This is a genomic window from Streptomyces sp. NPDC050704 (genome assembly GCF_040654355.1).
Lineage (GTDB): Bacteria > Actinomycetota > Actinomycetes > Streptomycetales > Streptomycetaceae > Streptomyces.
In genome coordinates this window covers 163,250-186,770 of record NZ_JBFAHW010000005.1, presented here as the reverse complement: position 1 = coordinate 186,770, position 23,521 = coordinate 163,250, and the positions used below count along the sequence as shown (strand labels likewise).

Annotated in this window: 26 protein-coding genes and 3 tRNA genes; 16 read left to right on the top strand and 13 right to left on the bottom strand. The window is 66.6% G+C overall.

Going from position 1 to position 23,521, the window contains the following annotated elements; genetic code table 11:
• Positions 1 to 391: 391 nt before the first annotated feature.
• Positions 392 to 949: an ATP-binding protein gene (locus AB0I18_RS04535; protein ID WP_363103858.1), complete on the bottom strand. Its 558-nt coding sequence runs from the start codon at positions 947 to 949 to the stop codon at positions 392 to 394.
• A gap of 212 nt (positions 950 to 1,161) precedes the next feature.
• Here AB0I18_RS04535 and AB0I18_RS04530 point away from each other — a divergent pair, with 212 nt between their 5' ends.
• Entirely contained in the window at positions 1,162 to 2,535 is a 1,374-nt protein-coding gene (locus AB0I18_RS04530) for a sporulation protein (RefSeq protein WP_363103857.1), read from the top strand.
• A 3-nt stretch (positions 2,536 to 2,538) separates the two neighbouring features.
• On the opposite strand, the gene AB0I18_RS04525 is transcribed toward AB0I18_RS04530, so the two are convergent.
• The 5 genes from AB0I18_RS04525 to AB0I18_RS04505 form a co-directional block, all read right to left on the bottom strand.
• On the bottom strand, positions 2,539 to 3,453 hold the full coding sequence (locus AB0I18_RS04525; RefSeq protein ID WP_363103856.1) for an aminoglycoside phosphotransferase family protein: 915 nt from the start codon (positions 3,451 to 3,453) through the stop codon (positions 2,539 to 2,541).
• Positions 3,454 to 3,650: 197 nt separating this feature from the next.
• Entirely contained in the window at positions 3,651 to 6,020 is a 2,370-nt protein-coding gene (locus tag AB0I18_RS04520; RefSeq protein ID WP_363103855.1) for a hypothetical protein, read from the bottom strand.
• A complete protein-coding gene (locus tag AB0I18_RS04515) occupies positions 6,017 to 6,559 on the bottom strand; it encodes a hypothetical protein (protein ID WP_363103854.1) in 543 nt (180 codons plus the stop codon). Before AB0I18_RS04515 ends, AB0I18_RS04520 begins: the two co-directional genes overlap by 4 nt.
• Positions 6,556 to 7,116 (bottom strand): hypothetical protein, encoded by a 561-nt coding sequence (locus AB0I18_RS04510; RefSeq protein WP_363103853.1) that lies wholly within the window; start codon positions 7,114 to 7,116, stop codon positions 6,556 to 6,558. The genes AB0I18_RS04515 and AB0I18_RS04510 overlap by 4 nt, the downstream gene beginning before the upstream one ends.
• A gap of 360 nt (positions 7,117 to 7,476) precedes the next feature.
• Positions 7,477 to 7,878 (bottom strand): YccF domain-containing protein, encoded by a 402-nt coding sequence (locus AB0I18_RS04505; RefSeq protein WP_363103852.1) that lies wholly within the window; start codon positions 7,876 to 7,878, stop codon positions 7,477 to 7,479.
• Positions 7,879 to 7,966: 88 nt separating this feature from the next.
• Here AB0I18_RS04505 and AB0I18_RS04500 point away from each other — a divergent pair, with 88 nt between their 5' ends.
• From AB0I18_RS04500 to AB0I18_RS04490, 3 genes are read left to right on the top strand one after another with little or no spacing between them, the layout of a single operon-like run.
• Positions 7,967 to 8,290 carry a YccF domain-containing protein gene (locus tag AB0I18_RS04500; RefSeq protein ID WP_363103851.1) on the top strand — a complete coding sequence of 108 codons (324 nt, stop codon included), beginning with the start codon at positions 7,967 to 7,969 and terminating at the stop codon, positions 8,288 to 8,290.
• 12 nt (positions 8,291 to 8,302) lie between these two features.
• Positions 8,303 to 9,448, top strand: a complete 1,146-nt coding sequence (locus AB0I18_RS04495; RefSeq protein WP_363103850.1) for a barstar family protein — start codon at positions 8,303 to 8,305, stop codon at positions 9,446 to 9,448.
• Positions 9,449 to 9,499: 51 nt separating this feature from the next.
• Positions 9,500 to 10,066: an SMI1/KNR4 family protein gene (locus tag AB0I18_RS04490; RefSeq protein ID WP_363103849.1), complete on the top strand. Its 567-nt coding sequence runs from the start codon at positions 9,500 to 9,502 to the stop codon at positions 10,064 to 10,066.
• A gap of 181 nt (positions 10,067 to 10,247) precedes the next feature.
• On the opposite strand, the gene AB0I18_RS04485 is transcribed toward AB0I18_RS04490, so the two are convergent.
• Positions 10,248 to 11,555 carry an APC family permease gene (locus AB0I18_RS04485; RefSeq protein WP_363103848.1) on the bottom strand — a complete coding sequence of 436 codons (1,308 nt, stop codon included), beginning with the start codon at positions 11,553 to 11,555 and terminating at the stop codon, positions 10,248 to 10,250.
• Between the two features lie 166 nt (positions 11,556 to 11,721).
• Between AB0I18_RS04485 and AB0I18_RS04480 the strand changes: the two genes are divergently transcribed.
• Entirely contained in the window at positions 11,722 to 11,988 is a 267-nt protein-coding gene (locus AB0I18_RS04480) for a GlsB/YeaQ/YmgE family stress response membrane protein (RefSeq protein WP_363103847.1), read from the top strand.
• An 88-nt stretch (positions 11,989 to 12,076) separates the two neighbouring features.
• On the opposite strand, the gene AB0I18_RS04475 is transcribed toward AB0I18_RS04480, so the two are convergent.
• Complete coding sequence (locus AB0I18_RS04475; RefSeq protein WP_363103846.1) at positions 12,077 to 12,565, bottom strand: YajQ family cyclic di-GMP-binding protein; 489 nt, start codon at positions 12,563 to 12,565, stop codon at positions 12,077 to 12,079.
• A gap of 203 nt (positions 12,566 to 12,768) precedes the next feature.
• On the opposite strand from AB0I18_RS04475, the gene AB0I18_RS04470 reads away from it, so the two are divergent.
• From AB0I18_RS04470 to AB0I18_RS04460, 3 genes are all read left to right on the top strand, one after another.
• Positions 12,769 to 12,850: transfer RNA gene (locus AB0I18_RS04470), tRNA-Tyr, on the top strand.
• Positions 12,851 to 13,276: 426 nt separating this feature from the next.
• Positions 13,277 to 13,471 (top strand): hypothetical protein, encoded by a 195-nt coding sequence (locus AB0I18_RS04465; protein WP_363103845.1) that lies wholly within the window; start codon positions 13,277 to 13,279, stop codon positions 13,469 to 13,471.
• Between the two features lie 181 nt (positions 13,472 to 13,652).
• On the top strand, positions 13,653 to 13,865 hold the full coding sequence (locus tag AB0I18_RS04460) for a hypothetical protein (RefSeq protein WP_363103844.1): 213 nt from the start codon (positions 13,653 to 13,655) through the stop codon (positions 13,863 to 13,865).
• A 67-nt stretch (positions 13,866 to 13,932) separates the two neighbouring features.
• Here AB0I18_RS04460 and AB0I18_RS04455 read toward each other — a convergent pair whose 3' ends face one another.
• Together AB0I18_RS04455 and AB0I18_RS04450 are read right to left on the bottom strand one after the other, a co-directional pair.
• Positions 13,933 to 14,313 carry a nuclear transport factor 2 family protein gene (locus tag AB0I18_RS04455; protein WP_363103843.1) on the bottom strand — a complete coding sequence of 127 codons (381 nt, stop codon included), beginning with the start codon at positions 14,311 to 14,313 and terminating at the stop codon, positions 13,933 to 13,935.
• 115 nt (positions 14,314 to 14,428) lie between these two features.
• Positions 14,429 to 15,085, bottom strand: a complete 657-nt coding sequence (locus AB0I18_RS04450) for an NAD(P)H-binding protein (protein WP_363103842.1) — start codon at positions 15,083 to 15,085, stop codon at positions 14,429 to 14,431.
• A gap of 185 nt (positions 15,086 to 15,270) precedes the next feature.
• Between AB0I18_RS04450 and AB0I18_RS04445 the strand changes: the two genes are divergently transcribed.
• On the top strand, positions 15,271 to 16,299 hold the full coding sequence (locus tag AB0I18_RS04445) for a hypothetical protein (RefSeq protein WP_363103841.1): 1,029 nt from the start codon (positions 15,271 to 15,273) through the stop codon (positions 16,297 to 16,299).
• Between the two features lie 201 nt (positions 16,300 to 16,500).
• Here AB0I18_RS04445 and AB0I18_RS04440 read toward each other — a convergent pair whose 3' ends face one another.
• Complete coding sequence (locus AB0I18_RS04440) at positions 16,501 to 17,784, bottom strand: amidohydrolase family protein (protein WP_363103840.1); 1,284 nt, start codon at positions 17,782 to 17,784, stop codon at positions 16,501 to 16,503.
• 235 nt (positions 17,785 to 18,019) lie between these two features.
• Here AB0I18_RS04440 and AB0I18_RS04435 point away from each other — a divergent pair.
• From AB0I18_RS04435 to AB0I18_RS04405, 7 genes are all read left to right on the top strand, one after another.
• Positions 18,020 to 18,092, top strand: a tRNA-Thr gene (locus AB0I18_RS04435).
• A gap of 46 nt (positions 18,093 to 18,138) precedes the next feature.
• Positions 18,139 to 18,211, top strand: a tRNA-Met gene (locus AB0I18_RS04430).
• Between the two features lie 96 nt (positions 18,212 to 18,307).
• Positions 18,308 to 18,472, top strand: coding sequence for a 50S ribosomal protein L33 (gene rpmG / locus AB0I18_RS04425; protein WP_006347275.1), 165 nt, complete (start codon positions 18,308 to 18,310; stop codon positions 18,470 to 18,472).
• Positions 18,473 to 18,611: 139 nt separating this feature from the next.
• Positions 18,612 to 19,064 carry a MaoC family dehydratase N-terminal domain-containing protein gene (locus AB0I18_RS04420; RefSeq protein WP_363103839.1) on the top strand — a complete coding sequence of 151 codons (453 nt, stop codon included), beginning with the start codon at positions 18,612 to 18,614 and terminating at the stop codon, positions 19,062 to 19,064.
• A 2-nt stretch (positions 19,065 to 19,066) separates the two neighbouring features.
• Positions 19,067 to 19,495, top strand: coding sequence for a MaoC family dehydratase (locus tag AB0I18_RS04415; protein WP_363103838.1), 429 nt, complete (start codon positions 19,067 to 19,069; stop codon positions 19,493 to 19,495).
• Between the two features lie 42 nt (positions 19,496 to 19,537).
• A complete protein-coding gene (locus AB0I18_RS04410) occupies positions 19,538 to 19,753 on the top strand; it encodes a hypothetical protein (protein WP_363103837.1) in 216 nt (71 codons plus the stop codon).
• A 120-nt stretch (positions 19,754 to 19,873) separates the two neighbouring features.
• Entirely contained in the window at positions 19,874 to 20,938 is a 1,065-nt protein-coding gene (locus AB0I18_RS04405; protein WP_363103868.1) for a UDP-N-acetylmuramate dehydrogenase, read from the top strand.
• A 30-nt stretch (positions 20,939 to 20,968) separates the two neighbouring features.
• Here the strand turns inward: AB0I18_RS04405 and AB0I18_RS04400 are convergent, their stop codons facing one another.
• Positions 20,969 to 21,997, bottom strand: coding sequence for an adenosine deaminase (locus AB0I18_RS04400; RefSeq protein ID WP_363103836.1), 1,029 nt, complete (start codon positions 21,995 to 21,997; stop codon positions 20,969 to 20,971).
• 134 nt (positions 21,998 to 22,131) lie between these two features.
• Positions 22,132 to 23,358, bottom strand: coding sequence for a pyridoxal phosphate-dependent aminotransferase (locus AB0I18_RS04395; RefSeq protein ID WP_363103835.1), 1,227 nt, complete (start codon positions 23,356 to 23,358; stop codon positions 22,132 to 22,134).
• Positions 23,359 to 23,521 lie beyond the last annotated feature (163 nt).

Sequence of the window (23,521 nt, the reverse complement as noted above, 5' to 3'; positions counted from 1 at the left end):
TCAGGGAGCGGTCCTCACCCATGGAAGTGCGCCCCGGGCAGACGCCCGCGCACTCCCAGCTACTGATCCGGTACACCACGACAAGGGACACCATCGATCGTCAACTTCCTTTAGCCAGGGCCGAGATGCAGCACGACGGCCCCGGTACCATCAGGCACCGGGGACCGCCGTGTCCCCTGCCGGACCACCCCGGTTGCTGCCAGGCGCGGGGGTGGTCCGGACTCGGTATGAGGTTGTGAAGCGCGGCCCCTCTTTCGGGAGGGGAGCCCCCGGGGGATGATCCGAGGAGCCGCGCCCCTTGGCCGAAGGGGTCAGACTCCGGCCGGTTTCCGGGCCGTCACCCACTCCCGATCCGCGAGGGAGTGAACAGACGGCGACGGCCCGGAGATCATCAATCCGGCCGCTCCGTGGTTCCGCCATCGAGGTCGAAGCGGCACCAGACCGTCTTGCCGCCCCGCTCCTCCGGCGTCCACCAGACCGCCACGGCCAGACGCTGAACGATCAGCAGCCCACGGCCGCTGTCAGGAAACACCGCCTCTGACAGCTCTCCCATCAGCGCCGGAGAGTAGGCCTCGCCTATGGGGAGAACCGGGGGTGTCGAGTCCTCATCAGCAACGCCGATGAACAACCACTTCGGCCACATCTTGAACGTCACATCGATGCGCCGAGCGCCGCCCGGTTGCGCCAGATGGCGATCCGGCACGGCGTGGTTCACCACGTTGCCGACCAGTTCCGAGACGGCCAGCCGGGCATCGTCCACGACCGCATCCGCAACCGCGCCTCGCAGGAACTCGACCGTCATGTCACGCGCCACGCGAACGGTGTCCGGAAACTCGGCGAAGAGCGTCAGCGCCAGGAACCTCCCGGCGAAGGACGGATCTGGCGCCGCGAACCAGTGAGCGAACGCGTCCACCTCGTTCACCACGTGCTCAGATTTTCGGGCGTCCATCAGGTCCCCTTCCAAACCCCTCGTCGGGCCTTACGGCACCGCTTGCTTGTGGCAAGCCAGTACACGACACGGAGGGCGTGACCGGGAGTGTTCACCAGGGGGTTCACGCGAACACCAGCAAAGACAAAGGGGGTTCACCGACGAACCCCCTCGGGCGATACTGCTGTGACACGATGAATACTCGCCGTCATTTCTCGGGGTGGCAGGGGAGCATGAACCGAGAGCCGAACGCGCAGTTAGCCGCCGTCATGGACGAAGCGAAGGTCTCGAACAAGGGCCTCGCAAAGCGGATGCGGGATGCCGCCGCACAGCGCGGCACGAGTCTCGGAACATCGCACGTCGCCGTGCAGCGATGGCGGGACGGCTCCGGCATCCAGCCCCAGACGGCAGCGATCATGGCGGACGTACTCGGCACCAAGCTGGGCCGTCGCATCACACCCGGCGATCTCGGCTTCTACGCCCACTCACAGCTCGCCGCTCCGCAGCCGATCGGCTACCCGAGTACCGTCCCCGACGTGCTGACCACGCTGGGCGGACTCGCCGACGAGCGCGCCGAAGCCCCGGCCCCGAACCAACTGGCCATCGCGGACGCCGATCTCAGCTCTGCCGTCCTGTCATGGATGATCGCGCGCCCCGATGGCGTCCAGGCCGACCGACCGGCTCACCAACGCGTCGGCATGCGCGACGTCCGGGCGATCCGAGACGCCGCCAGCATGTTCATGCAACTCGACTTCAAGTACGGCGGAGGCCACGGCCACAAGGCACTGCGCCATTACTTCCGGCACGAAGTCCTGCCCCTGCTCGACGCCAGCTACAGCGAGAAGGTCGGCACCGCGATGTTCGGCGCCGCCGCCGAGGTCTCCCAGCTGCTCGCGTGGACCGCGTACGACACCGGCAACCACCGGCTCGCCCACCGCTACCTGACCTCCACGCTGCGTCTGTCGCAGGTCATCGACGACCGCATGTTCGGCGCCCGCATCCTCGGCAACCTCAGCCACCAGGCCAACTACCTCGGCAACCACGCCCAGGCCGTCCAACTCGCCCGCGCCGCCGTCGAGGGAGCCAAGGGACGAGCCACCCCACGCGCCATGGCACTGAACTCAGCGATGGAGGCCCGCGCCCTGTCCAACGCGGGCGACCCGACCGGCGCAGGCCGCGCGATGAACGAAGCGGAACGCCACTTCGAGCGCGCCGACCTGGTCGAAGACCCGGCATGGCTGGGCTACTTCGACTCCGCGGAACTCATGGGCGAGATCTGCCACTGCTTCCGCGACCTCAAGATGCGCCGCGAGTCGGTCGAGGCCGCACAGCGCGCGGTCGACGAAACCGACCCCAAGTACGCCCGCACCCTCGGCTTCTGCCGCATGGTGCTCGCCCAAAGCCACCTGCTCAACGGCGACCTGGAAGCCGCCGTCACCACCGCCAGCCTGGCCCTGGAGGGCGGTGACAGCCTCCAGTCCTCCCGCTTCCAGCGCTACGTGACCGACTTTCAGGCAGAGGTGAGCACCCACGCGACGAACCCGACCGTGGCCGCCTTCAACGACCAGGTACACGACGCACTCGCCCGCCTGGAGGACGACGAGTAGCGGCTACCAGGGCCGCCAGTCCCGCGGCGCATCGTCATTGCGCAGCCCAGCTATACGCCGGCGGTACTCGTCCGCCGTCTGCTCGTCTTCCTGCACGTTCTGCATCAGCCACGTCGTCATACCGAACTCTTGCAGGCCACGCAGCGTCTCGTACCCCTCCCAGTCGTACAGATCCCGCCCGTACGCGGCCACGAAGTCGGCGTACTGCTCATCGGTCTGCCACCCGAGACTGTGGTGTTCCACGGCGGTGACCATGAGATCCCACTCGGGGTGATCGAAGCAGAAGGCCTCGAAGTCGATCAGGATCACCTGCCCCCGATCGTCCACCATGAGGTTCTGCACGTGGGCATCCCCGTGCACCGGGCCCTTGGGCGTCTCGAACCGCAGCTCGGCGTACTTGTCCTGCAGTTCCCGCCACCGCTTCCGCAGGAAGGCCTTGTCATCCTTCGGGATCGCTGCCCGGTTCATCCGGAGCTCTTGCTTGTCGAAGGGCTCGAACGAGGGCAGCTCAAGCCCGTCCGGCACCGTCAAGGAGTGCAGATCCCGCAGGACGCCCCCCAACTCCCCATAGGTCGCCTTCCGATCACCCTCGACGATCAGGTGCCAGAACGTCACCGGGTATCCATCGATCACAAGCGGCTGCTCAAGATCCTCAATAATGCGGGCAGCAGGGAACCCCTCCTCTGCCAGCCACCGCGAGACAGCCACTTCAACACGCGCTTTCGGCAGCCACTCTTCCCCACGGGCCACACGCACGATCACCGGGGCCGAGGCCAGCCGGAACAACGCGTTTTCCCCGAGGCGGATCAACTCCGCGCCTCTGTCGTCGAGCCCCGCAGCCCGGCACGCGGCCACCATCACCCGCGCAGCCCCCGCCGACGTGAACCCCTCTTCCGATCGAGCAGCATCAACCGCCATGCCCGTACCAGCTCCCCTAGTCGCGCGCGATCAACTGGCGCACGCTTTGGGGTGACCAACCCGACGCGCACCAGACACGGATACGACCGTACCCACACTGTTGCCGGAGAAAGTAGGGGGATCCTGACCATTCGCGAGGTATGGCGGGTGAAGGTCTCCCTGCTTCGCTGTGTCAGCACAGAGAGATAGAGACTGTATCAATCGCCCGCTGAACGAAGAAGTCGTTTTGCGGCATCACGAATCAAGTGATCTACGTGATTGCTCGCCAACAAAGAAACAGATTCCTTGAACTCGGAAATATCGATTGGAACTTTGCGGTTAATTTCTCTCAGCAGTCCGTGAAGAGTTCGCAAAGGAACCCATACTCCGTCGGATTCGAGGCATCTGCGTACAATGCTGTCGATCTCCCTTGTGTCACTGAGATCCCAGTCCCTATATATAGCTCCGAGAGCTGCTCCCGCGTGGCTACGCACCAGGGGAGAGGGATCACGCGTCAGCATATCCAAAATGGTGAGTCGCCAGATTATCGGCGTGGAATATCGGGCAATAGGGAGTGTACGTGCGGCCTCAACTCGCTCGTTGGCAGAACCTGACGTGGCTAGGTTCATGAGTTGCTCCGCCACATCTTCTTGGGGAAGCACGTTTAGGGCGCACAGCAGGCGCAATGCGGAGAATCGTGTTCCTTCACCCATCCAATCCTCTTCACGTCCAAGAAGATGAGACCTATCCTCTTCTTGAAGCGTAAAGTCGGATGGCAAGGCTTCGGGGTTTCGGCTGATCCACTCGAACAGGCCTGACTTTTGGGATGTGCTGACTCGCGGGTGCAGAATCACTTCCCGGATCTTTTGCCAAATAGAATGATCCGGATACTGACTGGAAAAGATACCGGCGAGAAGAACGCTGTCCACTACGCCGTAGCTGTAAGACCCTCTAGATGCGTCAAGCATCAGCTCGTCAAGTTCGGACTTCAGTGACCCGGATACCCTATTTGCCACAGAGCTAGGAACCCTGAATTGAGTGTTTCCGCTACCGAAATCGATGAGTGTGGCGACTTCGGTGATTGTAAGATCCGTGTCCTTCGAGTAGTAACGCCCGAGTGGACCCATGTTGCCTACGTTGGCGAGGGCCTGCGCAATCTCTTGCTCCAGGAGCGATGCATCGTCGGATTTATCGCTCTCGATCCAAGAAACCCAAGCCGTCTTTTCGTCCTCGCTTACCTGAGACCAATCAATGACTCTCGCGGTGGAGACAAGCTCCGAGAACGCGTGGGCGCCTGCGACTGAGGCGACCTCTCTCATTTTTCTGGAAACCTCTGTATGTGCCCCTGCTACAGGAATAAGGGATCGGATGGCAGGCCAGATATATGCGTCGGCCAGATAAGCAGAGTTGAGGTCTCGAACATGTTCTTGCGTCGGCATGTCAATGAGGACGCTCAAAGCACGGCCAGCGACTGATTCATGGAGTAGTGAACCAGCGACCTTCAGTGCAATGAAGTCTTCCTTCCTGGGGGGCCAGCCAAGGCTATCTGCTGCCCGGAGTACTTCCTCTGCCAGTGTTGGCAGGGGCCCTCCAGCAATAAGAAACTTCAGGAATTTTTCGTATGATTTGGTGTCTCGACTGTATCGGATCAAGTGAGTGCAATTCCTGATCCGTGTTTCATCAGCGAGATCGAGCTCTACTACCTGTTGCTTTCCAAGGAGAGATCTAGCAACGAGAACGCGCCGGTAGTAACCTGCTAGCTCACTCTCGAAGAGAAAGGTTGTGAGAGCGGTTCGAGGCGACTCTCTTTCTGAAAACCTAGAAGAGGAGCGTCCGAGCGTTACTCGTAGCTTGTCGTCAAACGAGTCGCGCACATAAGTCGAAAATCCTACTTCCAGAACCGTATTTCGCGTCATCCAATACTTATTAGGCTCTCCAGAAAAGGTGCTGTCGTGTTTTGGGTGACGAGATGTGACATTCGTCAGCAAACGAATATTGGACTCAACTGCCTCTGAGAGCCCGAGCCAAATCTCCTGCTGTGATGGTGGGTAGGCGTCTGAATTGCCATGTTTCCATGAATTAAGGAAGCGTCGAGCCTGCCTGGCCGAGTGAAGCGCTTCTTTGTATCTATCCGCATCGGCAAGATAAATTGTTAGTTGCTGTTGAAGGAAAAGGCGGGCCAAGCTGTGAAATGCAAGCTCGTCGAGAGCGGCCTGAATCACCGAGATTGCTTGCCGGAACAGGTTAAGTCGTGAGAGTCCTCGTGCGGCAAACGCGTTTGCTACAGCTGCCATCTCAGGGTCTTCTCTCACCTCCGGTGACGAAACAACTTCGGATAGAACATTTAGGCCCTCCTCTGTCAAAGTCGAGTCATTAACAAGAGAGAAAGCAAAGACGAGAGCCCACGATGGCTCAGAGATATGACCCTGGGAATCCCTGCGTGGCGGCAGGTGTGTACTCTCCTGTGAGGCACGTTCAAATCGCCAGTATTCACCAGATGTCAAAAGCGACAATGCTAGCTTGGGTGTGAGCTTCTGATCTGGCTCACGTTGGGCTGGGCGAGCCAGTACCGCTTCGATCCAACTCATTGAAATCCTCCAAAAGTATCCATCCAATGGTTTCCGCTGTAACTCTGGGCGATCCGCTCCGCGGAGCCCTCCGATTGCGCTACCTGTCTCTCGATCCAGGCTTTGAGTAGAACGGGCAGCTCGTTCGCCTTGTATTCCTGGGAAACACACCCACCTTTTGACGCTTTAGCAAGCCTCGTAGCGAACTTAATAACGGCTTTATGGGCATCGATCGGGTGGAATACTTCGATGTTGACGTGCCGGTCTGCTGCCAAACTTGCGAGTTCTGATACATCTGCTCCTCTGTTCCTATCAGAGGAGAGGATCAGCGAGACTGAAGCGACTCGATCTAGGAGGCTGCTAACGTCTGGAATTCCGGTCGGATAGGTTATTCCGGCCGGCACACCGGATGATCGAAATGGAATCATCGACAGCGAGGTAGGAGGGTTGGAATGCTGAGATGACAGGTCGGCCAGCGTGTTTTTGAACTGTTCGAAGTCGAATTCGCTTGCCCATGATAGTAGGATACCGTGGTGCCCTGCCGGGATCATGGATGTCACGGTTGCACCGCGACAATCGCTACCCATTTGGTGGGAATCGTCAACTCGGAAGCGTTCTTGCAATCTCTCGTCTGGATATCCGTCAGCGTGATAAATGTCTTTGACAGATCAGTCAAGTCGAGTGTGGCTGTGAACTCTGTACGTGGTCGGATATCGCAGACTGCAGCAACCTCTGATACGCCGGGACTGTCAATTCTTACGACAGCGCGGGACTGTGTGGCAGGGTCTAGGAGCCACATAAGGCCTATGACACAGACTGAAGTGATGGCAGCTAGGAAGGCCGAAATGTTGGCTTGCTTCGTCTTCCACCGAATGAGGTCTCGCTCAGTTCGTACCAGAGCGATAATTCCTTTAGCGGCAGGCACCGCCTGTTCGCTCGTAACTTCTTGCGCATCTTTTCTGGAATTGGTGCTGCCAAAGGTACCCGTGGCCGCCTGAGCGTAGAGAAATGTTGCTACAAGCCAGAAGACTGAAGCGATGATCATGAAGATTTTGACGGAATCCTGTTGGTCGGTGATTCCTACGAATGCGGCACCTCCCACCAGGAGCGTGGCCAAGGCGCTAACGATGGTAAAGGCGGTTTGAGCTCGCGCACGAGCAGTTTCAGAACCAGCCAGGCTTCGTGAGTAGTAGTCCTTGATGAGTTCGATCGAAGCGTTGCTATCGAGGCCAGGAACGCTGTCCGGAGAGACCCTCTCAGGGCGGGACCGCCACGTCACGACTACTCTTACCGCCCATTTCGCTCATACGGAATGTTGGTCGGTTGCTCATGGTGAGACGTACCAGCTGCACGATGCATGCCACTCCAAGCTGTGCCGCCAGGCTCACGGTACAGCGGAATGGCCGGTTTCTGCCTACTTCCCAGACGCATCCGAAGTGCGTCGAGATCAAATGTTCGCAACCTTGCCTGCCCGGTTCTACCGCTCGCCGAACCTTCGCTCCGTGGATACCACGTCACGCCCCAGCGGCATAAGCGAGATCGGGATGAGCTTCAGGTTGGCCCACCCGAACGGGATGCCGATGATCGACAAGAACAGCGGGATGCTGGTGATCAGGTGCCCCAGGGCCAGCCACCACCCCGCGAAGATCACCCAGATCACGTTCCCGATGAACGACGGCGCGCCAGCATCCGGCCGTTCTACAGTGGTCCGGCCGAACGGCCACAGGACATAGCCCGCGATACGCAGCGAAGCAACGCCGAACGGGATGGTGACGATCAAGATGAAGCACACCAGCGCGGCCAGTGTGTACGCGAGCGCCATCCAGATGCCACAGAAGACGAACCACAGGACGTTCAGTAGCAAGCTCAACAGCTTCATGATCGATACCTCTCCAGGTCTCTCCGTCGCCACTGCCTGCCAAGACAAGTATCAGCTCGTCAGGCGTTCAGGCGGAAACGGAGCGGCCTTGTGGCGTGATCGGGAACGTTCCGAGACGATCCCGTTCGGCATCGCCGCCTTCCGGGTCGGCGTCTATGCCCTGTGGCCCTTCGGCTATACGACGGTGGAGCGCAGGGACGCGGGAGCGCCCTCCTTCATAGGCAACGTCCTGTGGCTGATCCTCGCGGGGTGGTGGCTCGCCCTCGCCCACATCGCGACCGGCATCGTTCTGTGCCTCACGATCATCGGCATCCCGTTCGGCATCGCCAACTTCAAGCTGATCCCGGTCTCTCTGGTCCCCCTGGGACGCGAAATCGTCCGCTCGGACCAGCCGTTCAGCTCACGCTGGTAGAGCGGCGCGGGGGTGGGGCAGCCGAAGTACGCCTTGGCCGCGTACGACGTCGACGCCTACGGTGACGGCGACGAGATCTGGGCCCTGTGCGCGGACGCCGAGAACCTCTTCGGCGATCCGCCCCCTCCCGCGCGAGGGACGTACGAACTCATCGGCTGTACACCGGAAGGGGAGCTGAAATCCGTCCTCGCACGCGCGCGTGCCGACGGTTCGGCGCCCCTGGGCTCCCTGGTCCTGCACATCCTCGACAAGAAGGGCGAGCGGATCGAGGAGTGGTCCCTGGAGGACGTACGTGTTCTCGGAGACCGTCCCTGCGCGCGTGACCTGTCGCTGCGCGACATCACGATCGAGGCGCGCGAGTCCCCGCACAACCCGTTCGACTATCCGCAGTGCCCGCCGCTCTCCCCGGGCTACCGGCTCCTCGGAGCGGCAGACGAACCAATAGGAACCTGCCGAGACCTGGCGTACATCCAGGAGGAACAGCCGAACCTCGTCGAGCCGTCCGTGCGACTGCTCGGCTGTTCCCCGCGCGGAGCCCTGCGTACGGCCCTGGACGCGGGGGAGGAGGACCTCGGACACGCCAAGCTGGTACGCCTCGACGCGTCGGGCCGCACCGTCCAGTCCGCCATCGAGGGCGAACTCATCGCGTGGATCCCGTCCGCGCGGGGCCGCGGCCTGGTGGACCTCACGCTGGAACCCTGGTCCGAGCGGCCGCCGACCGCGGCCGAGGAGGTCTGGGAGCTGTGGGACGACGGCCGCCCGGCCGGGCCCGGCCTCTGGGCCCGGTGCGGCGCGCAGGGGCGCCGCCACTGGCTGACAGTGGCGCTGGACCGGCGCGAGGCGGACAGACCCGACGCGGAACCCGGCGGCACGTACCACCTCGAAGGCCGTCACATCACCGACGTGGCAGGCTTCTTCTGCGCGATCGGCGAGGCGGTGAACGGACCCGGGGGCTACTTCGGTTGGGGGCTCGACGCGCTCACGGACTGCCTCCGCGGCCGCTGGGGCGCCCGGCGGCCCTTCACCCTCGTCTGGCATGACGCGGAGGTCGCCCGCCTCTGCCTCGGCCTCGTCCCGCGTACCGACCACCGCCCGTGGACGTTCGAGGAACTCCTCGAATTCCTTGTGGGCGAAGGCATCGACGTCCGTCTCGCCTGAGAGTTATCCACAGGCTGCCCGATTGTCAGTGCAGCCCTGCATCATGAACGCATGACCGAGATCGAGCAGTTGCTGACGAGCGTCGCCGAAGAGGCACGCAACTCCCGGCCGTGGGGATGGCCTTCGCTCCCCGAGCCCGTGGACGCGGCCACGCTCGCCCGCGCGGAGTCCGCCCTGGGCTTCGCCGTGCCCCCGCTGCTCGCCGCGCTCTACCTGCGGATAGGAGACGGAGGATTCGGTCCCGAGTACGGTCTGCTGCCCCTGCTCGACAACCCGCCGTCCGGCGAGCCCGCTGTCGTCGCGCAGTACCTCGCCCATCGTGAGAGCGGCCGCAAGGACCCTGACTGGCCCTGGCCCGACGGCATCCTGCCCATATCCCACTGGGGCTGCGGCATGTACGCGTGCGTGGACTGCCGCACCCCGGACGCCACCGTCCTCCTCTTCGAGCCGAACGCCGACGACGCCGACCACGCCTGGTACGTGGACGCCCCCACCCTCACGGCCTGGCTGCGCGTCTGGCTCGACGGCACGGGCTGGTACGACGAGTCCAGCGACGGGCCGGACCTGGAGCCTTGGGACGACTTCCGAATACGTACGGCGGCTGCGCGGGCCTCATAGCGCGCCGGCCTCAGCTCTTACCGAGGCCGCCCCGTCAGGGGTGCCGGTCTGCGACCCTGCGCGGCGACGCCGCGTGGGCACAACCAGACCAGCACGACCTGCACTTTATGTACCGGACTCCGCAGGGAGCGCTCGGCACTCAGCGCTCGGCAGCCAGCGTTCGACAGCCGCTGTTCGGCACTCAGCTCGGCGTTCGGTGTGCGACCCAGCGCCTCCGTACCCCATACGCGGCCGCCCCCACACCGAGCACGCCCGCGCCCACGATCACCGAAACCCCCGGCAGGGCGAAGGCGAGCGTCACGCAGCCGACAGTCCCCACCACCGGCGCCACGCGCGACACGACGTTCGAACTCAGCGTCCAGGCCGAGGCATTGGCGATCGCGTAGTACACCAGCACGCCGAAGGAGGAGAAGCCGATAGCGCCCCGCACATCCACCGTCGCCGCCAGCACGGCAACCACCGCTCCGACGGCCAGCTCCGCCCGATGAGGCACCTGGAAGCGCGGATGCACGGCGGCCAGCGCCCCCGGCAGATGCCGGTCACGGGCCATGGCCAGCGTCGTCCGTGACACACCCAGGATCAGTGCGAGAAGGGAGCCCAGCGCTGCCACGGCGGCACCCACCCGTACGACCGGGACGAGCCCCGGCACACCCGCGGCGCGTACCGCGTCGGCCAGTGGCGCCGTCGCCTGCCCGAGCCCGCCCGAACCCAGCACGGAGAGGACAGCCACCGCCACCGCCGCGTACACCACCAGCGTGATGCCCAGAGCGATCGGGATCGCGCGCGGAATGGTGCGGGCCGGATCCCGTACCTCCTCACCGAGCGTCGCGATCCGCGCGTACCCGGCGAAGGCGAAGAACAGCAGACCGGCTGCCTGAAGCACCCCGCCCGCACCCTCGGAAAGCCCCACGTCGAGCCGCCCGGCGTCGGCGTTCCCGGAGGTGAGACACACCACGACCACGGAAGAGAGCACCGCGAGGACCACCGCCACGATCGCCCGCGTAAGCCACGCCGACTTCTGCACACCGCCGTAGTTCACCGCGGTCAGCGCCACCACGGCCCCGACGGCCACGGCGTGCGCCTGCCCCGGCCAGACGTACGCGCCCACGGTGAGCGCCATCGCCGCACAAGAGGAGGTCTTGCCGACGACGAACGACCAGCCCGCCAGGTAGCCCCAGAACTCCCCGAGCCGCTCCCGCCCGTATACGTAGGTTCCGCCCGACGCGGGATAGCGGGCGGCGAGGCGCGCCGACGCGGTCGCGTTGCAGTAGGCGACGGCGGCGGCGATGCCCAGGCCCAGCAGAAGTCCGGAGCCGGCAGCCCGTGCCGCGGGCCCGAGCGCGGCGAAGATCCCCGCGCCGAGCATCGAGCCGAGGCCGATGACCACGGCGTCTCCGACGCCGAGCGTCCGCCGTAGCTCCACTTCGTGCTGCGGCGAATCGGGCCGGGGCGATCCAGGCTGACCGGAACCGGAATCGGACTGTGTCATGAACCGCACCCTACTGATCACTGCAACCGGTCACCGTCGCACCGACGTCTTCCCCGGCAACAACGAACGAACAACAGCACGACCAGCAGCACAAGAACGGCATGAACACAGCCTGGCGGGAGCAAGATCACAGTCCAGGCACAGCACGGAGAGGCAGGTTCACGGCATGGGCATCATCGGCTGGATCATTCTGGGGCTGTTGGCCGGAGCCATCGCCAAGTTCCTGCTGCCGGGCCGCGACCCGGGTGGCTTCGTCGGCACGACCGTCATCGGCGTCGCGGGCGCGTTCATCGGCGGCTGGATATCCGCCCGCTGGCTGGACCACCCGATCAGCAAGGACTTCTACGACGGCACCACCTGGGCCGCCGCGATCGGCGGCTCGCTGGTCCTGCTGATCGCCTACCGCATCCTGTTCGGCAACTCGCGCAGCTGAGCGCGTACCCCTGAGACCGCAGCCAGCAGGCGAGAAGGGTGGGCACCGCCGGTGCCCACCCTTCCTCGTACGCGCAACGAACGCGATGTCACCGGTAGTTGACGAACTGCAGCGCGAAGTCGAAGTCCTTGCCCTTCAGAAGGGCGATCACGGCCTGCAGGTCGTCACGGTTCTTCGAGCTCACCCGCAGTTCCTCGCCCTGCACCTGCGCCTTCACGCCCTTGGGGCCCTCGTCACGGATGATCTTCGCCACCTTCTTCGCGTTCTCCTGTGAGATGCCCTCCTCGATCGAGGAGAAGAGCTTGTACTCCTTGCCGGAGAGCTGCGGCTCACCGGCATCCAGCGACTTCAGCGAGATACCCCGCTTGATCAGCTTGGACTGGAAGACGTCGAGGATGGCCTTGACGCGCTCCTCGGAGTTCGCCTCCATCAGGATCTTCTCGCCGGACCAGGAGATGGAGGCGCCCACGTTCTTGAAGTCGTAGCGCTGCGAGATTTCCTTGGCGGTCTGGTTGAGGGCGTTGTCGACCTCCTGCCGCTCGACCTTCGAGACGATGTCGAAACTGGAGTCGGCCATGTCCTGTGGCTCCTTGTATCGGGGTGCGTAGGGGCGGCCGTCGAGCCCGGCATCGGTCCCTGGCCGCATCCGCATAAGCCTAGCCACCCCCGCCCCTCCGAGCGCCGATCAATCGGGTGGCGAAGCACCCCCGAGCATCGGGTATCGTTTACGTCGTTGCCACGGAGCACCGCCGAAAAGCGGTTCGAATGGCAGCTACCCCTGGCGGTGTGCCCGAGCGGCCAAAGGGAGCAGACTGTAAATCTGCCGGCTCAGCCTTCCCAGGTTCGAATCCTGGCGCCGCCACACGAAAACAAAGGGCCCTTGGTCTGCGGAAACCGCAGACCAAGGGCCCTTTGTCGTGCGCTCTCGCGACGGCCGTACTGTCTCGCTCCGTCTCGCATTCGAACGCCCCGTCCGCTGCTCCGTCCGCCCCGTTCCGAAGAGTGCGGACGGGACGTGGACGGCCTCCCGGGCGCCCTGGAGTGCCCGTCAGAACGCGGCCCTGGCCGTGGGCCGAGCAGGCCCTACGATCCCTGTGTGATTCTCAAGTGGGCGGGCTTCGCGGCATTCGCGGTGACGGTGGCGGTTCTCGCGTGGGGGATATCGGGTCTTGTGGGTGGGTCATGCTCCGGGGGCGTCAACCGCTGTGCTGCCCCGCCGGGCACGGGTAAGTATTTCGCCGCCACGATGATCTCTGCGTTCGCGGTCTTCGCAGGGTTCTTCCCTGTCGTGCGCACGGAAGACTGGCGCCCCACCCTCGGTCTTCTGCTGGGAGCGGTCGTCGGCGCGGGGACAGCACTGTGGCAAGGCCAGTCGATGGGCTACTGGATTCTCGCGGGCACCCTCCTGGTCGTAGCCGGCGCCATCGTCCTCGGCGTACGCGCCCTCTTCCGGAGCTTCTACGCCGAGTCCCGGGCAGTTTGACAACGCGGGGGAGCCGGCCCGTCCGGCGGCCTTGGAACCGCCAACCGCCGGAATCCTGTTGCGTGGCGGATAGGCGCCGGTCTCTGAGGGCGTGTGGTGGATGCTGATTTCGTACAGAGTGATCGGCTGCGCCCCTCCCGCGTCCCCCTGCCCCCGGCCGTTTTCTTCGTACGCTGAGCTCATGTCCTCACGCCGTAGGAACTGCCCCGAGTGCCGTCGCGAGATCGCTGTCGTGGCCGGGCGGTTCGCTCGGCACGATCCGCCGGGGGCGCGGGTGAGCGGGGAACTCGTGTCGTGTCCCGGGTCGCGCAGGCAGGCGGAGCTCGGAGCGGCCCAGCCGGCGTTGGACGGGTACGTCGTCGCGGAGTTTCCCGGGCAGCTTCCGCTCTTCTGACCGCCGGGCCCGACGGCCTGACCGCCTGGCCTTCTGATCACCGTCCGGTCTTCCGGCGAGGGCGCGGTCAGGGCCGGCGCACGTCCATACGGCTCACCAGACCGTCCGCGTCGAAGCGGTACACGTGCTCGACCGGCTCCTCCGCCCAGTGCTCGCCCGCCTCGTCCCGCAGGCCCGGTCGCACAGTGGCGACCACGTGCCGCCCGTCCTCGTCGAGGCGCAGCCCCTCCAGTCGTACGAGCGGGTGCGCGGCCGCGAACTGCGCTGCCCAGTAGGCGCGTACCGCCTCGTGGCCGTGCAGCCGAACCCCGTCGGCGACGTTCGGCCAGTCCACGTCGGGCGCGAGGCAGTGCGGGATGAAGGCGTCGCGTTCGTCGGTGCTGAAGACGGCGTACATCTTGCGCAGCAGGGTTTCCTGCGCGGCGGGAACCTCAGCGGGCGCGGGCACGGGCACGGCAACTCCTCGGCTCGGCGGACGTACCCAGCCAATCACCGGCCGTCGCCCGCGTCAGCGGACGTGCATGTGTACGTGCCTTCGTCCTCGCCCGTGCCCGCCGCTCCGGTCAGTTCCCCGCCACCGACTTGACCGCCACGGAAACCGGCGTCGACCCGCTGATCAGCTCCAGCGTCAGCCCGGCCGTCGCCGGCGTGTCCACCAGCTCCGCGAGGACCGCCGCGACGTCGTCGCGCGGTATGGGCCCGCGCCCCGTGGCGGCTTCCAGGCGTACGAGACCGGTACCGGCGTCGTTCGTCAGCATCCCGGGGCGCAGGATCGTCCAGTCCAGGCCCACGTGAGCGCGTACATACGCGTCGGCCTCGCCCTTGGCGCGCTGATACGTGTCGAAGACATCGTCCCCGGGGTGCTCCGGATCCGCGCCCATCGACGACACCACCACGTGCCGACGGACCCCGGCCCGGGCCGCCGCGTCGGCGAAGAGCACGGCGGCGCCCCGGTCCACGGTCTCCTTGCGGGCAGCCCCGCTGCCCGGGCCCGCGCCCGCCGCGAAGACGGCGGCGTCCGCACCCTGCAGATGTGCGGCGACCTCCTCCACCGAAGCCGACTCCAGATCGCAGAGGACCGGTTCGGCACCGGCCGTCCGCAGATCGTCTCCTTGTTCCGGGCGGCGGATGATCCCCGCCACCTCGTCACCGCGCGCGGCGAGCAGCCGTTCCAGCCGCAGCGCGATCTGACCATGACCTCCAGCGATGACAATGCGCATGTTTCCGACCGTACGCCCGGACGGACCCACTCGCCGCACAACCCTGTGGATAACTCATGAGTCTCACCAATGATCACCGCGTACGAACGGGGACGCCGCGCGGCGTCAAAAAGGAGACCGTCATCACCGCCATACGCCAGAGGCCGGCCATGCGCCGAAGCCCTGCCACCAGCAAGAGTCCTGTCATGCGCAAGACCGTCACGGCGGTCGGTTGCACCGCTGTTCTGCTCGTCGGCGGGGCCGCCTGCGGCACGGTCGAGAATCTCACCGCCGGACAGAAGGTCGACAACGCCGTCGAGGGACTCGGCGAAAAGAAGTCGCTCTCCTTCGAGTTGGGGCTCGACGCCAAGCCCTCCGCGCTCACCGAGCTGGCCGGTGAGGCGGAGCCCGGCGAGGAACTGCCGCCCGAACTCGCGAAGTTCATCGCCGGGGTACGGATCAAGGTGTCCGTCGAGTCGAAGAAGCCGCTCGCCGACTCGGGCGAGAAGGACATCGTCGGTACGGGCGTGACGGTCTCGGGGGCCGACGGCGTCCTTGCCGAGTTCCGGGTCGTCGGCGACTACACGTACCTCCGCGCCGATGTGCAGGCGCTCGGCGACGCGACGGGCATGCCGTTGCCGACGGCCGACGAACTCCCGGAGAGCGAGAAGGAGTTCAAGAGCGTCCTCGAAGGCAAGTGGGTCAAGATCGACACCGGTGAACTCGAGCAGGCCGGCAAGGGCGCCGCCGAGTCCGGCAAGTCCGCCGAGTCCGACGAGATCGACTCGAAGACCCAGCAGAAGATCCTCAAGGCCGTACGCGGCGTCTTCGCGCGCGAGGTCACCTTCAGCAACAAGGGAGAAAGTGACGGCGTCGAACGGATCGTCGCCAAGGCCTCGTTCCGTGACCTGCTCACCGGTGTCCTCGACAAGCTCAGGCCGCTGACCGACGACCTCCCGGCGGGCACCGAGCTGCCCTCCGACAAGGATCTGAAAGACGTCCCGGACAAGAACATCGCCGTCGACTTCTCCCTGAAGAACGGCGACTTGAACCGCGTCTCCATCGACCTCGCCGCTCTCGCGGAGACCCCGCAGAGCGTCAAGCTCCCGTTGGTGCTGACCTTCGGCGACGCGGGTGACCTCAGCGTCCCGTCCGGTGCCGTCGAGATCCCCTTGGACGAACTCTCCGGTCCGGGCAACCCGTTCACCGGCGGCATGCTGGGCGGCGGCTTCTGACGGTCCGATCAGGGATGCCGTCGGCCCCGCCGGACGGCGTCTGTACCTGACGGGGCCGTACAGAGCACTCGTACGCGCGCGCGTGGAGCCCGACAACCCTCCACGCGCGCGTGGCACCGCTGAAAGGCCGCGGCCAAAGACCAAGGCACAGACACGCCACCCCACCCCACGCCCGTTACGGCTCACCCCACCCCACGCCCGCTACGGCTCGCCGGTTCGGGTCCGTCCCTGCCGAGGCAGATCCAACGCCACCGCCGCGGCCGAACCGCAGTACTCCCGGACCGCACTCGTCCGCGCCACCACCCGCCCCCGGTGCACCACGATCCGGCTGTACGCCAGCGACAACGCCCCGTCGAGCCGGTCTCCACGCACCGCGAGCAACTCCGCCGGGAAACCCGCCTCCACCCGCACCTCGGGCAGCCCCAGCACCGCCCGAGCCGACGTACTCACCGCGTCGTACGCGTCGCCGGCCCGCAGCCCGTACCGCGAGGCCAGCAGATACGCCGCCTCCAGCGGGTCCCCGCGTCCCACGGGGTTCGACACGTCCCGGAGGGCACCGCTGCCGGCCGCGACCCGCACCCCGGCCGCCCGCAGCAGCCGTACCGGAGCCGTCCCGCGCCTGTCCACGCCCGAACAGCCGCCCTGGGGCAGGCAGACCACGGTCACCCCGGCCGCGGCGAGCTGGTCCGCCGCCCGGGAGGCCACCTCGGAGGGCAGCCGCCCGAGTCCGCCGCACGGGCCGAGCGTCACCCCGGGCCGCAGCCCGCCCGCCATCGCCGCGAGCCGTGCGAGCCGCGCCGGATCGTCACCGTCCGTGTGCAGATCGACCGGGCAGCCGTGCTCCGCGGCGACCTCCAGGACGGCCTCCACGTACCCCGTCGGATCGGGGTCCAGATCTGGACAACCGCCGACTACGGAGGCGCCCATTTTCACCGCGTCCCGCAGCATCGACAGCCCGTCGGCACCGGCGAGCCCGGTCAGCAACCGCGGCACCGCCACCGTCGTCAACTCGGCGAGCCCGCGCAGCGCGCGCCGCGCCTGGAGCACCGCCGCCATCGAGCCCAGCCCCTGCACATCGCCCACGCGTACGTGCGAGCGCAGGGCGGTGGCCCCGTGCCCGAGCTGGAGCAACGCGGCTTCCGTCGTACGGCGCTGGACCTCCTGTCCGTCGTACGAGACGGGTCCGTCGCCGTCGGCCGACAGGGCCGTGTCGCCATGGGCGTGCGGTTCCGCGGGGGCCGGCAGGAGCAGGTAGCCGGAGAGGTCGACGCGCGTGTTGTGCGCGGTGAGGCTGCCGGCCGTGCCGACCGCCTCGATGCGCCCGCCGCCAAGCCGGACGTCCACGGTCCGGCCGTCGGTGAGCCGCGCACCGCAGAGCAGCAGGTCGGAGCCGTCGATCCGGCCCGACGAACCCGGCGAGGAGGATGACGAACCAGACGAGGAGGAAGAGGAGGAGTGGGGTGGCTGCGGCTGGCTGTCGGGCATCGCGCTCCTGGGGCTCGGCGGCTGCGGGAGGGGGGCACAAGATCACACAGCGTGAGTCGAGACTAGGGCGGCGATCGGCGCGCATCGAGGAGGAGCGGAATAGTCGTACCGGTGTGGTCCGTCGTGCGGGAGGGGCGCGTGGAACTGCCTGTGCACGCCCGGGAACAGGGCGGGGCAGGTGCCGCGAAACGGATTTGGGCGATCGGTGGGCGAGCGTGTAATGTCTTCATCGCTCGCCCCAATAGCTCAGTCGGTAGAGCGTCTCCATGGTAAGGAGAAGGTCTACGGTTCGATTCCGTATTGGGGCTCTGGTGTGAGAGGTTCCCGCCGCGAGGCGGGGGCCGATTGCATCACAGCGGTGTAGCTCAGTCGGTAGAGCAAGCGGCTCATAATCGCTGTGTCACCGGTTCAAGTCCGGTCACCGCTACTGACAGTAGCCGATTGTGGGGTCGGTCCTTCGATCGGCTACTCTTCTGTGCGTTAATCGTTCAACTGTCCCATCCGTTCGTCAAGGAGCACTCCTGTGGCTGCCACCGACGTCCGCCCGAAGATCACGCTGGCCTGCGTGGAGTGCAAGGAGCGGAACTACATCACCAAGAAGAACCGGCGTAACAACCCGGACCGACTGGAGATGAAGAAGCACTGCCCGCGTTGCAAGGCGCATACCGCGCACCGCGAAACGCGATAAATACAGGCTCGTACACGAGGCCGTCCCCTGCAGTTGGGGGGCGGCCTCGTGTCGTTGTTCCAGAGACCACAAGCCAGCCCAGCCCAGTTCAGTCCAGTCCAGTTCAGTCCAGCGGAGACAACCAGGAGGTGCCGAGCCCATGGCGCTCGACCAGTCCTTCGTGGGGCGGTCCTATCCGCCCACCGACCCGTACGAGGTCGGCCGGGAGAAGATCCGCGAGTTCGCCGAGGCGGTGGGCGACGCCAACCCCGCGTACACGGACCCGGAGGCGGCCAAGGCCCTCGGTCACGCCGACGTGATCGCCCCGCCGACCTTCGTGTTCTCGATCACCTTCAAGGCCGCGGGACAGGTCGTCCAGGACCCGCAGCTGGGCCTCGACTACAGCCGCGTGGTGCACGGCGACCAGAAGTTCGCCTACCGGCGCCCGGTGCGCGCGGGCGACCGGCTCACGGTCACCTCCACCATCGACGCGATCAAGTCCATGGCGGGCAACGACATCCTGGACATCCGCGGCGAGGTCCACGACGAGGCGGGCGAGCACGTGGTGACCGCCTGGACCAAGCTCGTGGCCCGCGCTGCCGAGGAGGGCTGACGATGACCGCGAAGATCGCATACGACGACGTCGAGGTCGGCACCGAACTGCCGGCCCAGGCCTTCGGCGTGACCCGTGCCGCCCTCGTCCGGTACGCGGGCGCCTCCGGGGACTTCAACCCGATCCACTGGAACGAGAAGTTCGCCAAGGAGGTCGGCCTCCCGGACGTCATCGCGCACGGCATGTTCACCATGGCCGAGGCGATCCGGGTCGTCACCGACTGGGCCGGTGACCCGGGCGCGGTTGTCGAGTACGGCGTCCGCTTCACCAGGCCCGTCGTCGTCCCGAACGACGACGAGGGCGCCACGATCGAGGTCAGCGGCAAGGTCGCGGCCAAGCTCGACGACAACACCGTCCGGGTCGACCTCATCGCGATGAGCTCGGGCCAGAAGGTCCTGGGCATGTCCCGGGCGGTCGTACGGCTGGCCTGACAGCAGCGGCAGGCGCAGTGCAGCGCGTAAGGGGCGCCCGCAATGGCGGGCGCCCCTTACGCGTACCGCCCTATGATCCGCCGCCGGCCCTCGCCCACTCCCCGCCCTGATCATCAGCGGCAGTGGGCGGGCTCCTTCGCGGTAGCCGTGGCGGGTGTGGCGGCGCTGTTCATCCCGGGGCGCCGCCGTACGGCCGAGGCGGGGGAAGAGGGAGCGGGGACGGCGCCCGCGCGGGTGCTGGAGACGGCGTCGCACTGAGTCCGGAAAACAAATGCACCTCCCGTAGAGGGCCGGGAAGCGCTGCCGAGGCGTTCCACCGCCTGTGACCGAGCCCGCCGAGAACGGCCCCGCCCTGACCGGCGGGGCCGTTCTCGTACTCTGGTGCACGTGCAGGAACTCCATGACGCCCCGCTCGCCCCGCTGACCACCTTCCGGCTCGGCGGCCACGCCGCGCGGCTGATCACCGCGACGACCGACACCGAGGTGATCGCCGCCGTCCGGGAGGCCGACGACTCCGGTACGCCGTTGCTGCTGATCGGCGGCGGGTCCAACCTGGTCATCGGCGACAAGGGCTTCGCGGGCACCGCCCTGCGCATCGCCACGCGCGGCTTCGACCTCGACGGTACGAAGCTGGAGCTGGCCGCAGGGGAGGTGTGGACCGACGCGGTCGCCCGCACCGTCGAGGCCGGCCTCGCGGGCATCGAGTGCCTCGCCGGAATCCCCGGCTCCGCGGGCGCGACACCGATCCAGAACGTGGGCGCGTACGGCCAGGAGGTGTCGTCGACGATCACCGAAGTGATCGCGTACGACCGGCAGACCCGCGAGACGGTCACCGTTCCGAACGCCGAGTGCGTCTTCTCGTACCGCCACAGCCGCTTCAAGGCCGATCCGGAGCGCTTCGTCGTGCTGCGCGTCCGCTTCGGTCTTGAGGACGCGGACGGGCTGTCCGCACCGGTCAAGTACGCCGAGACGGCCCGTGCGCTCGGTGTCGGACCCGGCGACCGCGTACCCCTCGAAGCCGCCCGTGAGACCGTCCTCAAGCTGCGCTCCGGGAAGGGCATGGTGCTCGACCCCGAGGACCACGACACCTGGTCGGCCGGGTCGTTCTTCACCAACCCGATCCTCACGCACGAGGAGTTCGCCGCGTTCCACGCGCGCGTGACGGAACGGCTGGGCGCCGACGTGTCCCCGCCCGCCTACCCGGTGGGCGACAGCCACACCAAGACCTCCGCGGCCTGGCTGATCGACAGGGCGGGCTTCACCAAGGGCTACGGCACCGGCCCCGCCCGCATCTCCACCAAGCACACCCTCGCCCTCACCAACCGGGGCCGGGCCACCACGGAGGACCTCCTCGCGCTCGCCCGCGAGGTCGTCGACGGCGTCCATGCCGCCTTCGGGATCACGCTCGTCAACGAGCCGGTGACGGTCGGCGTCAGCCTCTAGAGGACCGCGGTCTCCGCCAAATCGCCCTCCCTAGGAGGGCGCGGCGGCCAGCCAGTCGTCGATGCCGGACAGCAGTTTCCGCCGGGCGTCCTCCGGCGCCGCCGAACCCCGTACCGACTGCCGTGCCAGCTCGGCCAGCTCGGCGTCCGTGAAGGCGTGATGGCGGCGCGCGATCTCGTACTGGGCGGCCAGCCGCGAGCCGAACAGCAGCGGGTCGTCCGCGCCGAGCGCCAGCGGGACCCCGGCCTCGAAAAGTGTGCGCAAGGGGACGTCCTCCGGCTTTTCGTACACCCCCAGGGCGACGTTCGAGGCCGGGCACACCTCACAGGTGATGCCCCGGTCCGCGAGGCGCTTCATGAGACGCGGGTCCTCGGCGGCCCGCACCCCGTGCCCGATCCGTGAGGCGTGCAGGTCGTCCAGGCAGTCACGCACCGAGGCCGGGCCTGTCAGTTCGCCACCGTGCGGCGCCGCCAGCAGGCCGCCCTCGCGCGCGATCGCGAAGGCCCGGTCGAAGTCCCGCGCCATGCCCCGTCGCTCGTCGTTGGAGAGCCCGAAGCCGACGATGCCCCGGTCCGCGTACCGCACGGCCAGACGGGCCAGCGTGCGGGCGTCCAGCGGGTGCTTCATCCGGTTCGCCGCCACCAGGACCCGCATCCCGAGCCCGGTCTCGCGCACGGCCGAGTCCACCGCGTCCAGGATGACCTCCAGGGCCGGGATCAGCCCGCCCAGCCGGGGCGCGTACGAGGTCGGGTCGACCTGGATCTCCAGCCACCCGGAGCCGTCCTTGATGTCCTCCTCGGCGGCCTCGCGCACCAGCCGCTGAATGTCCTCGGGCTCTCTGAGGCACGACCGCGCCGCGTCGTACAGCCGCTGGAAGCGGAACCAGCCCCGCTCGTCGGTGGCCCGCAGCTTCGGCGGCTCGCCACTGGTCAGCGCGTCGGGAAGGTGGATCCCGTGCTTGTCGGCCAGTTCCAGCAGGGTGGCGATCCGCATCGACCCGGTGAAGTGCAGGTGCAGATGGGCTTTCGGCAACTCAGAGACATCACGTACGTGCTCCATCCCCGGATCTTGCCGTACGTGAATGTCGTACCGGTAGCGCTTTCCCCGATCGTGGTCTTGCTCGCACGAAGAAGCGGGCCGGTCTCCTCGCAATGAGGAGACCGGCCCGCACGCGCGCGTGGAGCGTGAAAACGTCAGTCGCGTGCTTCGGAGAGCAGCTTCTGGAGCCGCGAGACGCCCTCGACGAGGTCCTCGTCACCCAGGGCGTACGACAGCCGCAGGTACCCCGGCGTGCCGAAGGCCTCGCCGGGAACGACCGCGACCTCGGCCTCCTCCAGGATCAGCGCGGCCAGCTCGACGGAGTCCTGCGGGCGCTTGCCGCGGATCTCCTTGCCGATGAGGGCCTTGACGGAGGGGTACGCGTAGAAGGCGCCCTCGGGCTCGGGGCAGACGACACCGTCGATCTCGTTGAGCATCCGCACGATGGTCCTGCGGCGGCGGTCGAAGGCCTCGCGCATCGCGGCGACGGCCTCCAGGTCACCGGAGACGGCGGCCAGCGCGGCGACCTGGGCCACGTTGGAGACGTTCGACGTGGCGTGCGACTGGAGGTTGGTCGCGGCCTTGACGACGTCCTTCGGGCCGATGATCCAGCCCACCCGCCAGCCGGTCATCGCGTAGGTCTTCGCCACACCGTTGACCACGACGCACTTGTCGCGCAGCTCGGGCAGGAGCGCCGGCAGCGACACGGAGACCGCGTCCCCGTAGACCAGGTGCTCGTAGATCTCGTCGGTCATCACCCACAGGCCGTGCTCGACGGCCCAGCGGCCGATGGCCTCGGTCTCGGCCTCCGTGTAGACGGCGCCGGTCGGGTTGGACGGCGAGACGAAGAGGACGACCTTGGTGTTCTCCGTACGGGCCGCCTCCAGCTGCTCGACGGAGACCCGGTAGCCGGTGGTCTCGTCCGCGACCACGTCGACCGGGACACCGCCGGCGAGACGGATCGACTCCGGGTACGTGGTCCAGTACGGAGCCGGGACGATCACCTCGTCACCCGGGTCGAGGATCGCCGCGAACGCCTCGTAGATGGCCTGCTTGCCGCCGTTCGTCACCAGGATCTGCGAGACGTCGGGTTCGTAACCGGAGTCACGGAGCGTCTTGGCGGCGATCGCGGCCTTCAGCTCCGGCAGACCGCCGGCCGGCGTGTAGCGGTGGTACTTCGGGTTCTTGCACGCCTCGACGGCCGCCTCGACGATGTAGTCCGGGGTCGGGAAGTCGGGCTCGCCGGCGCCGAAGCCGATCACCGGACGCCCGGCGGCCTTCAGTGCCTTGGCCTTGGCGTCCACGGCGAGGGTGGCGGATTCGGAGATCGCGCCGACTCGGGCGGAGACCCGGCGCTCGGTGGGAGGGGTTGCAGGGCTCATGGGCCCATCGTTCCAGACCGGAAACCTCCCCGGCACACGGGTTTCACAGACTGAACAACCACGCACAAAGCCCGTACGGACACGTTCTGTTCGACGACCGGCCGCCGACCACGTACACTCTCACCTCGTTGGCCTTCATCGGCCGCGCCTCCGGGGTGCACAC

Bases quoted from the DNA above. Each gene is read 5' to 3' on its own strand.
- AB0I18_RS04475 (WP_363103846.1), bottom strand. From the start codon at position 12,565: ATGGCCGACTCCAGTTTCGACATCGTCTCGAAGGTCGAGCGGCAGGAG.
- AB0I18_RS04525 (WP_363103856.1), bottom strand. From the start codon at position 3,453: ATGGCGGTTGATGCTGCTCGATCGGAAGAGGGGTTCACGTCGGCGGGG.
- AB0I18_RS04440 (WP_363103840.1), bottom strand. From the start codon at position 17,784: ATGCCCGACAGCCAGCCGCAGCCACCCCACTCCTCCTCTTCCTCCTCG.
- AB0I18_RS04415 (WP_363103838.1), top strand. From the start codon at position 19,067: ATGACCGCGAAGATCGCATACGACGACGTCGAGGTCGGCACCGAACTG.
- AB0I18_RS04460 (WP_363103844.1), top strand. From the start codon at position 13,653: ATGTCCTCACGCCGTAGGAACTGCCCCGAGTGCCGTCGCGAGATCGCT.
- AB0I18_RS04535 (WP_363103858.1), bottom strand. From the start codon at position 949: ATGGACGCCCGAAAATCTGAGCACGTGGTGAACGAGGTGGACGCGTTC.
- AB0I18_RS04485 (WP_363103848.1), bottom strand. From the start codon at position 11,555: ATGACACAGTCCGATTCCGGTTCCGGTCAGCCTGGATCGCCCCGGCCC.
- AB0I18_RS04410 (WP_363103837.1), top strand. From the start codon at position 19,538: ATGGCGGGCGCCCCTTACGCGTACCGCCCTATGATCCGCCGCCGGCCC.
- AB0I18_RS04395 (WP_363103835.1), bottom strand. From the start codon at position 23,358: ATGAGCCCTGCAACCCCTCCCACCGAGCGCCGGGTCTCCGCCCGAGTC.
- AB0I18_RS04400 (WP_363103836.1), bottom strand. From the start codon at position 21,997: ATGGAGCACGTACGTGATGTCTCTGAGTTGCCGAAAGCCCATCTGCAC.
- AB0I18_RS04420 (WP_363103839.1), top strand. From the start codon at position 18,612: ATGGCGCTCGACCAGTCCTTCGTGGGGCGGTCCTATCCGCCCACCGAC.
- AB0I18_RS04445 (WP_363103841.1), top strand. From the start codon at position 15,271: ATGCGCAAGACCGTCACGGCGGTCGGTTGCACCGCTGTTCTGCTCGTC.
- AB0I18_RS04530 (WP_363103857.1), top strand. From the start codon at position 1,162: ATGAACCGAGAGCCGAACGCGCAGTTAGCCGCCGTCATGGACGAAGCG.
- AB0I18_RS04480 (WP_363103847.1), top strand. From the start codon at position 11,722: ATGGGCATCATCGGCTGGATCATTCTGGGGCTGTTGGCCGGAGCCATC.
- AB0I18_RS04520 (WP_363103855.1), bottom strand. From the start codon at position 6,020: ATGAGTTGGATCGAAGCGGTACTGGCTCGCCCAGCCCAACGTGAGCCA.
- AB0I18_RS04450 (WP_363103842.1), bottom strand. From the start codon at position 15,085: ATGCGCATTGTCATCGCTGGAGGTCATGGTCAGATCGCGCTGCGGCTG.
- AB0I18_RS04490 (WP_363103849.1), top strand. From the start codon at position 9,500: ATGACCGAGATCGAGCAGTTGCTGACGAGCGTCGCCGAAGAGGCACGC.
- AB0I18_RS04505 (WP_363103852.1), bottom strand. From the start codon at position 7,878: ATGAAGCTGTTGAGCTTGCTACTGAACGTCCTGTGGTTCGTCTTCTGT.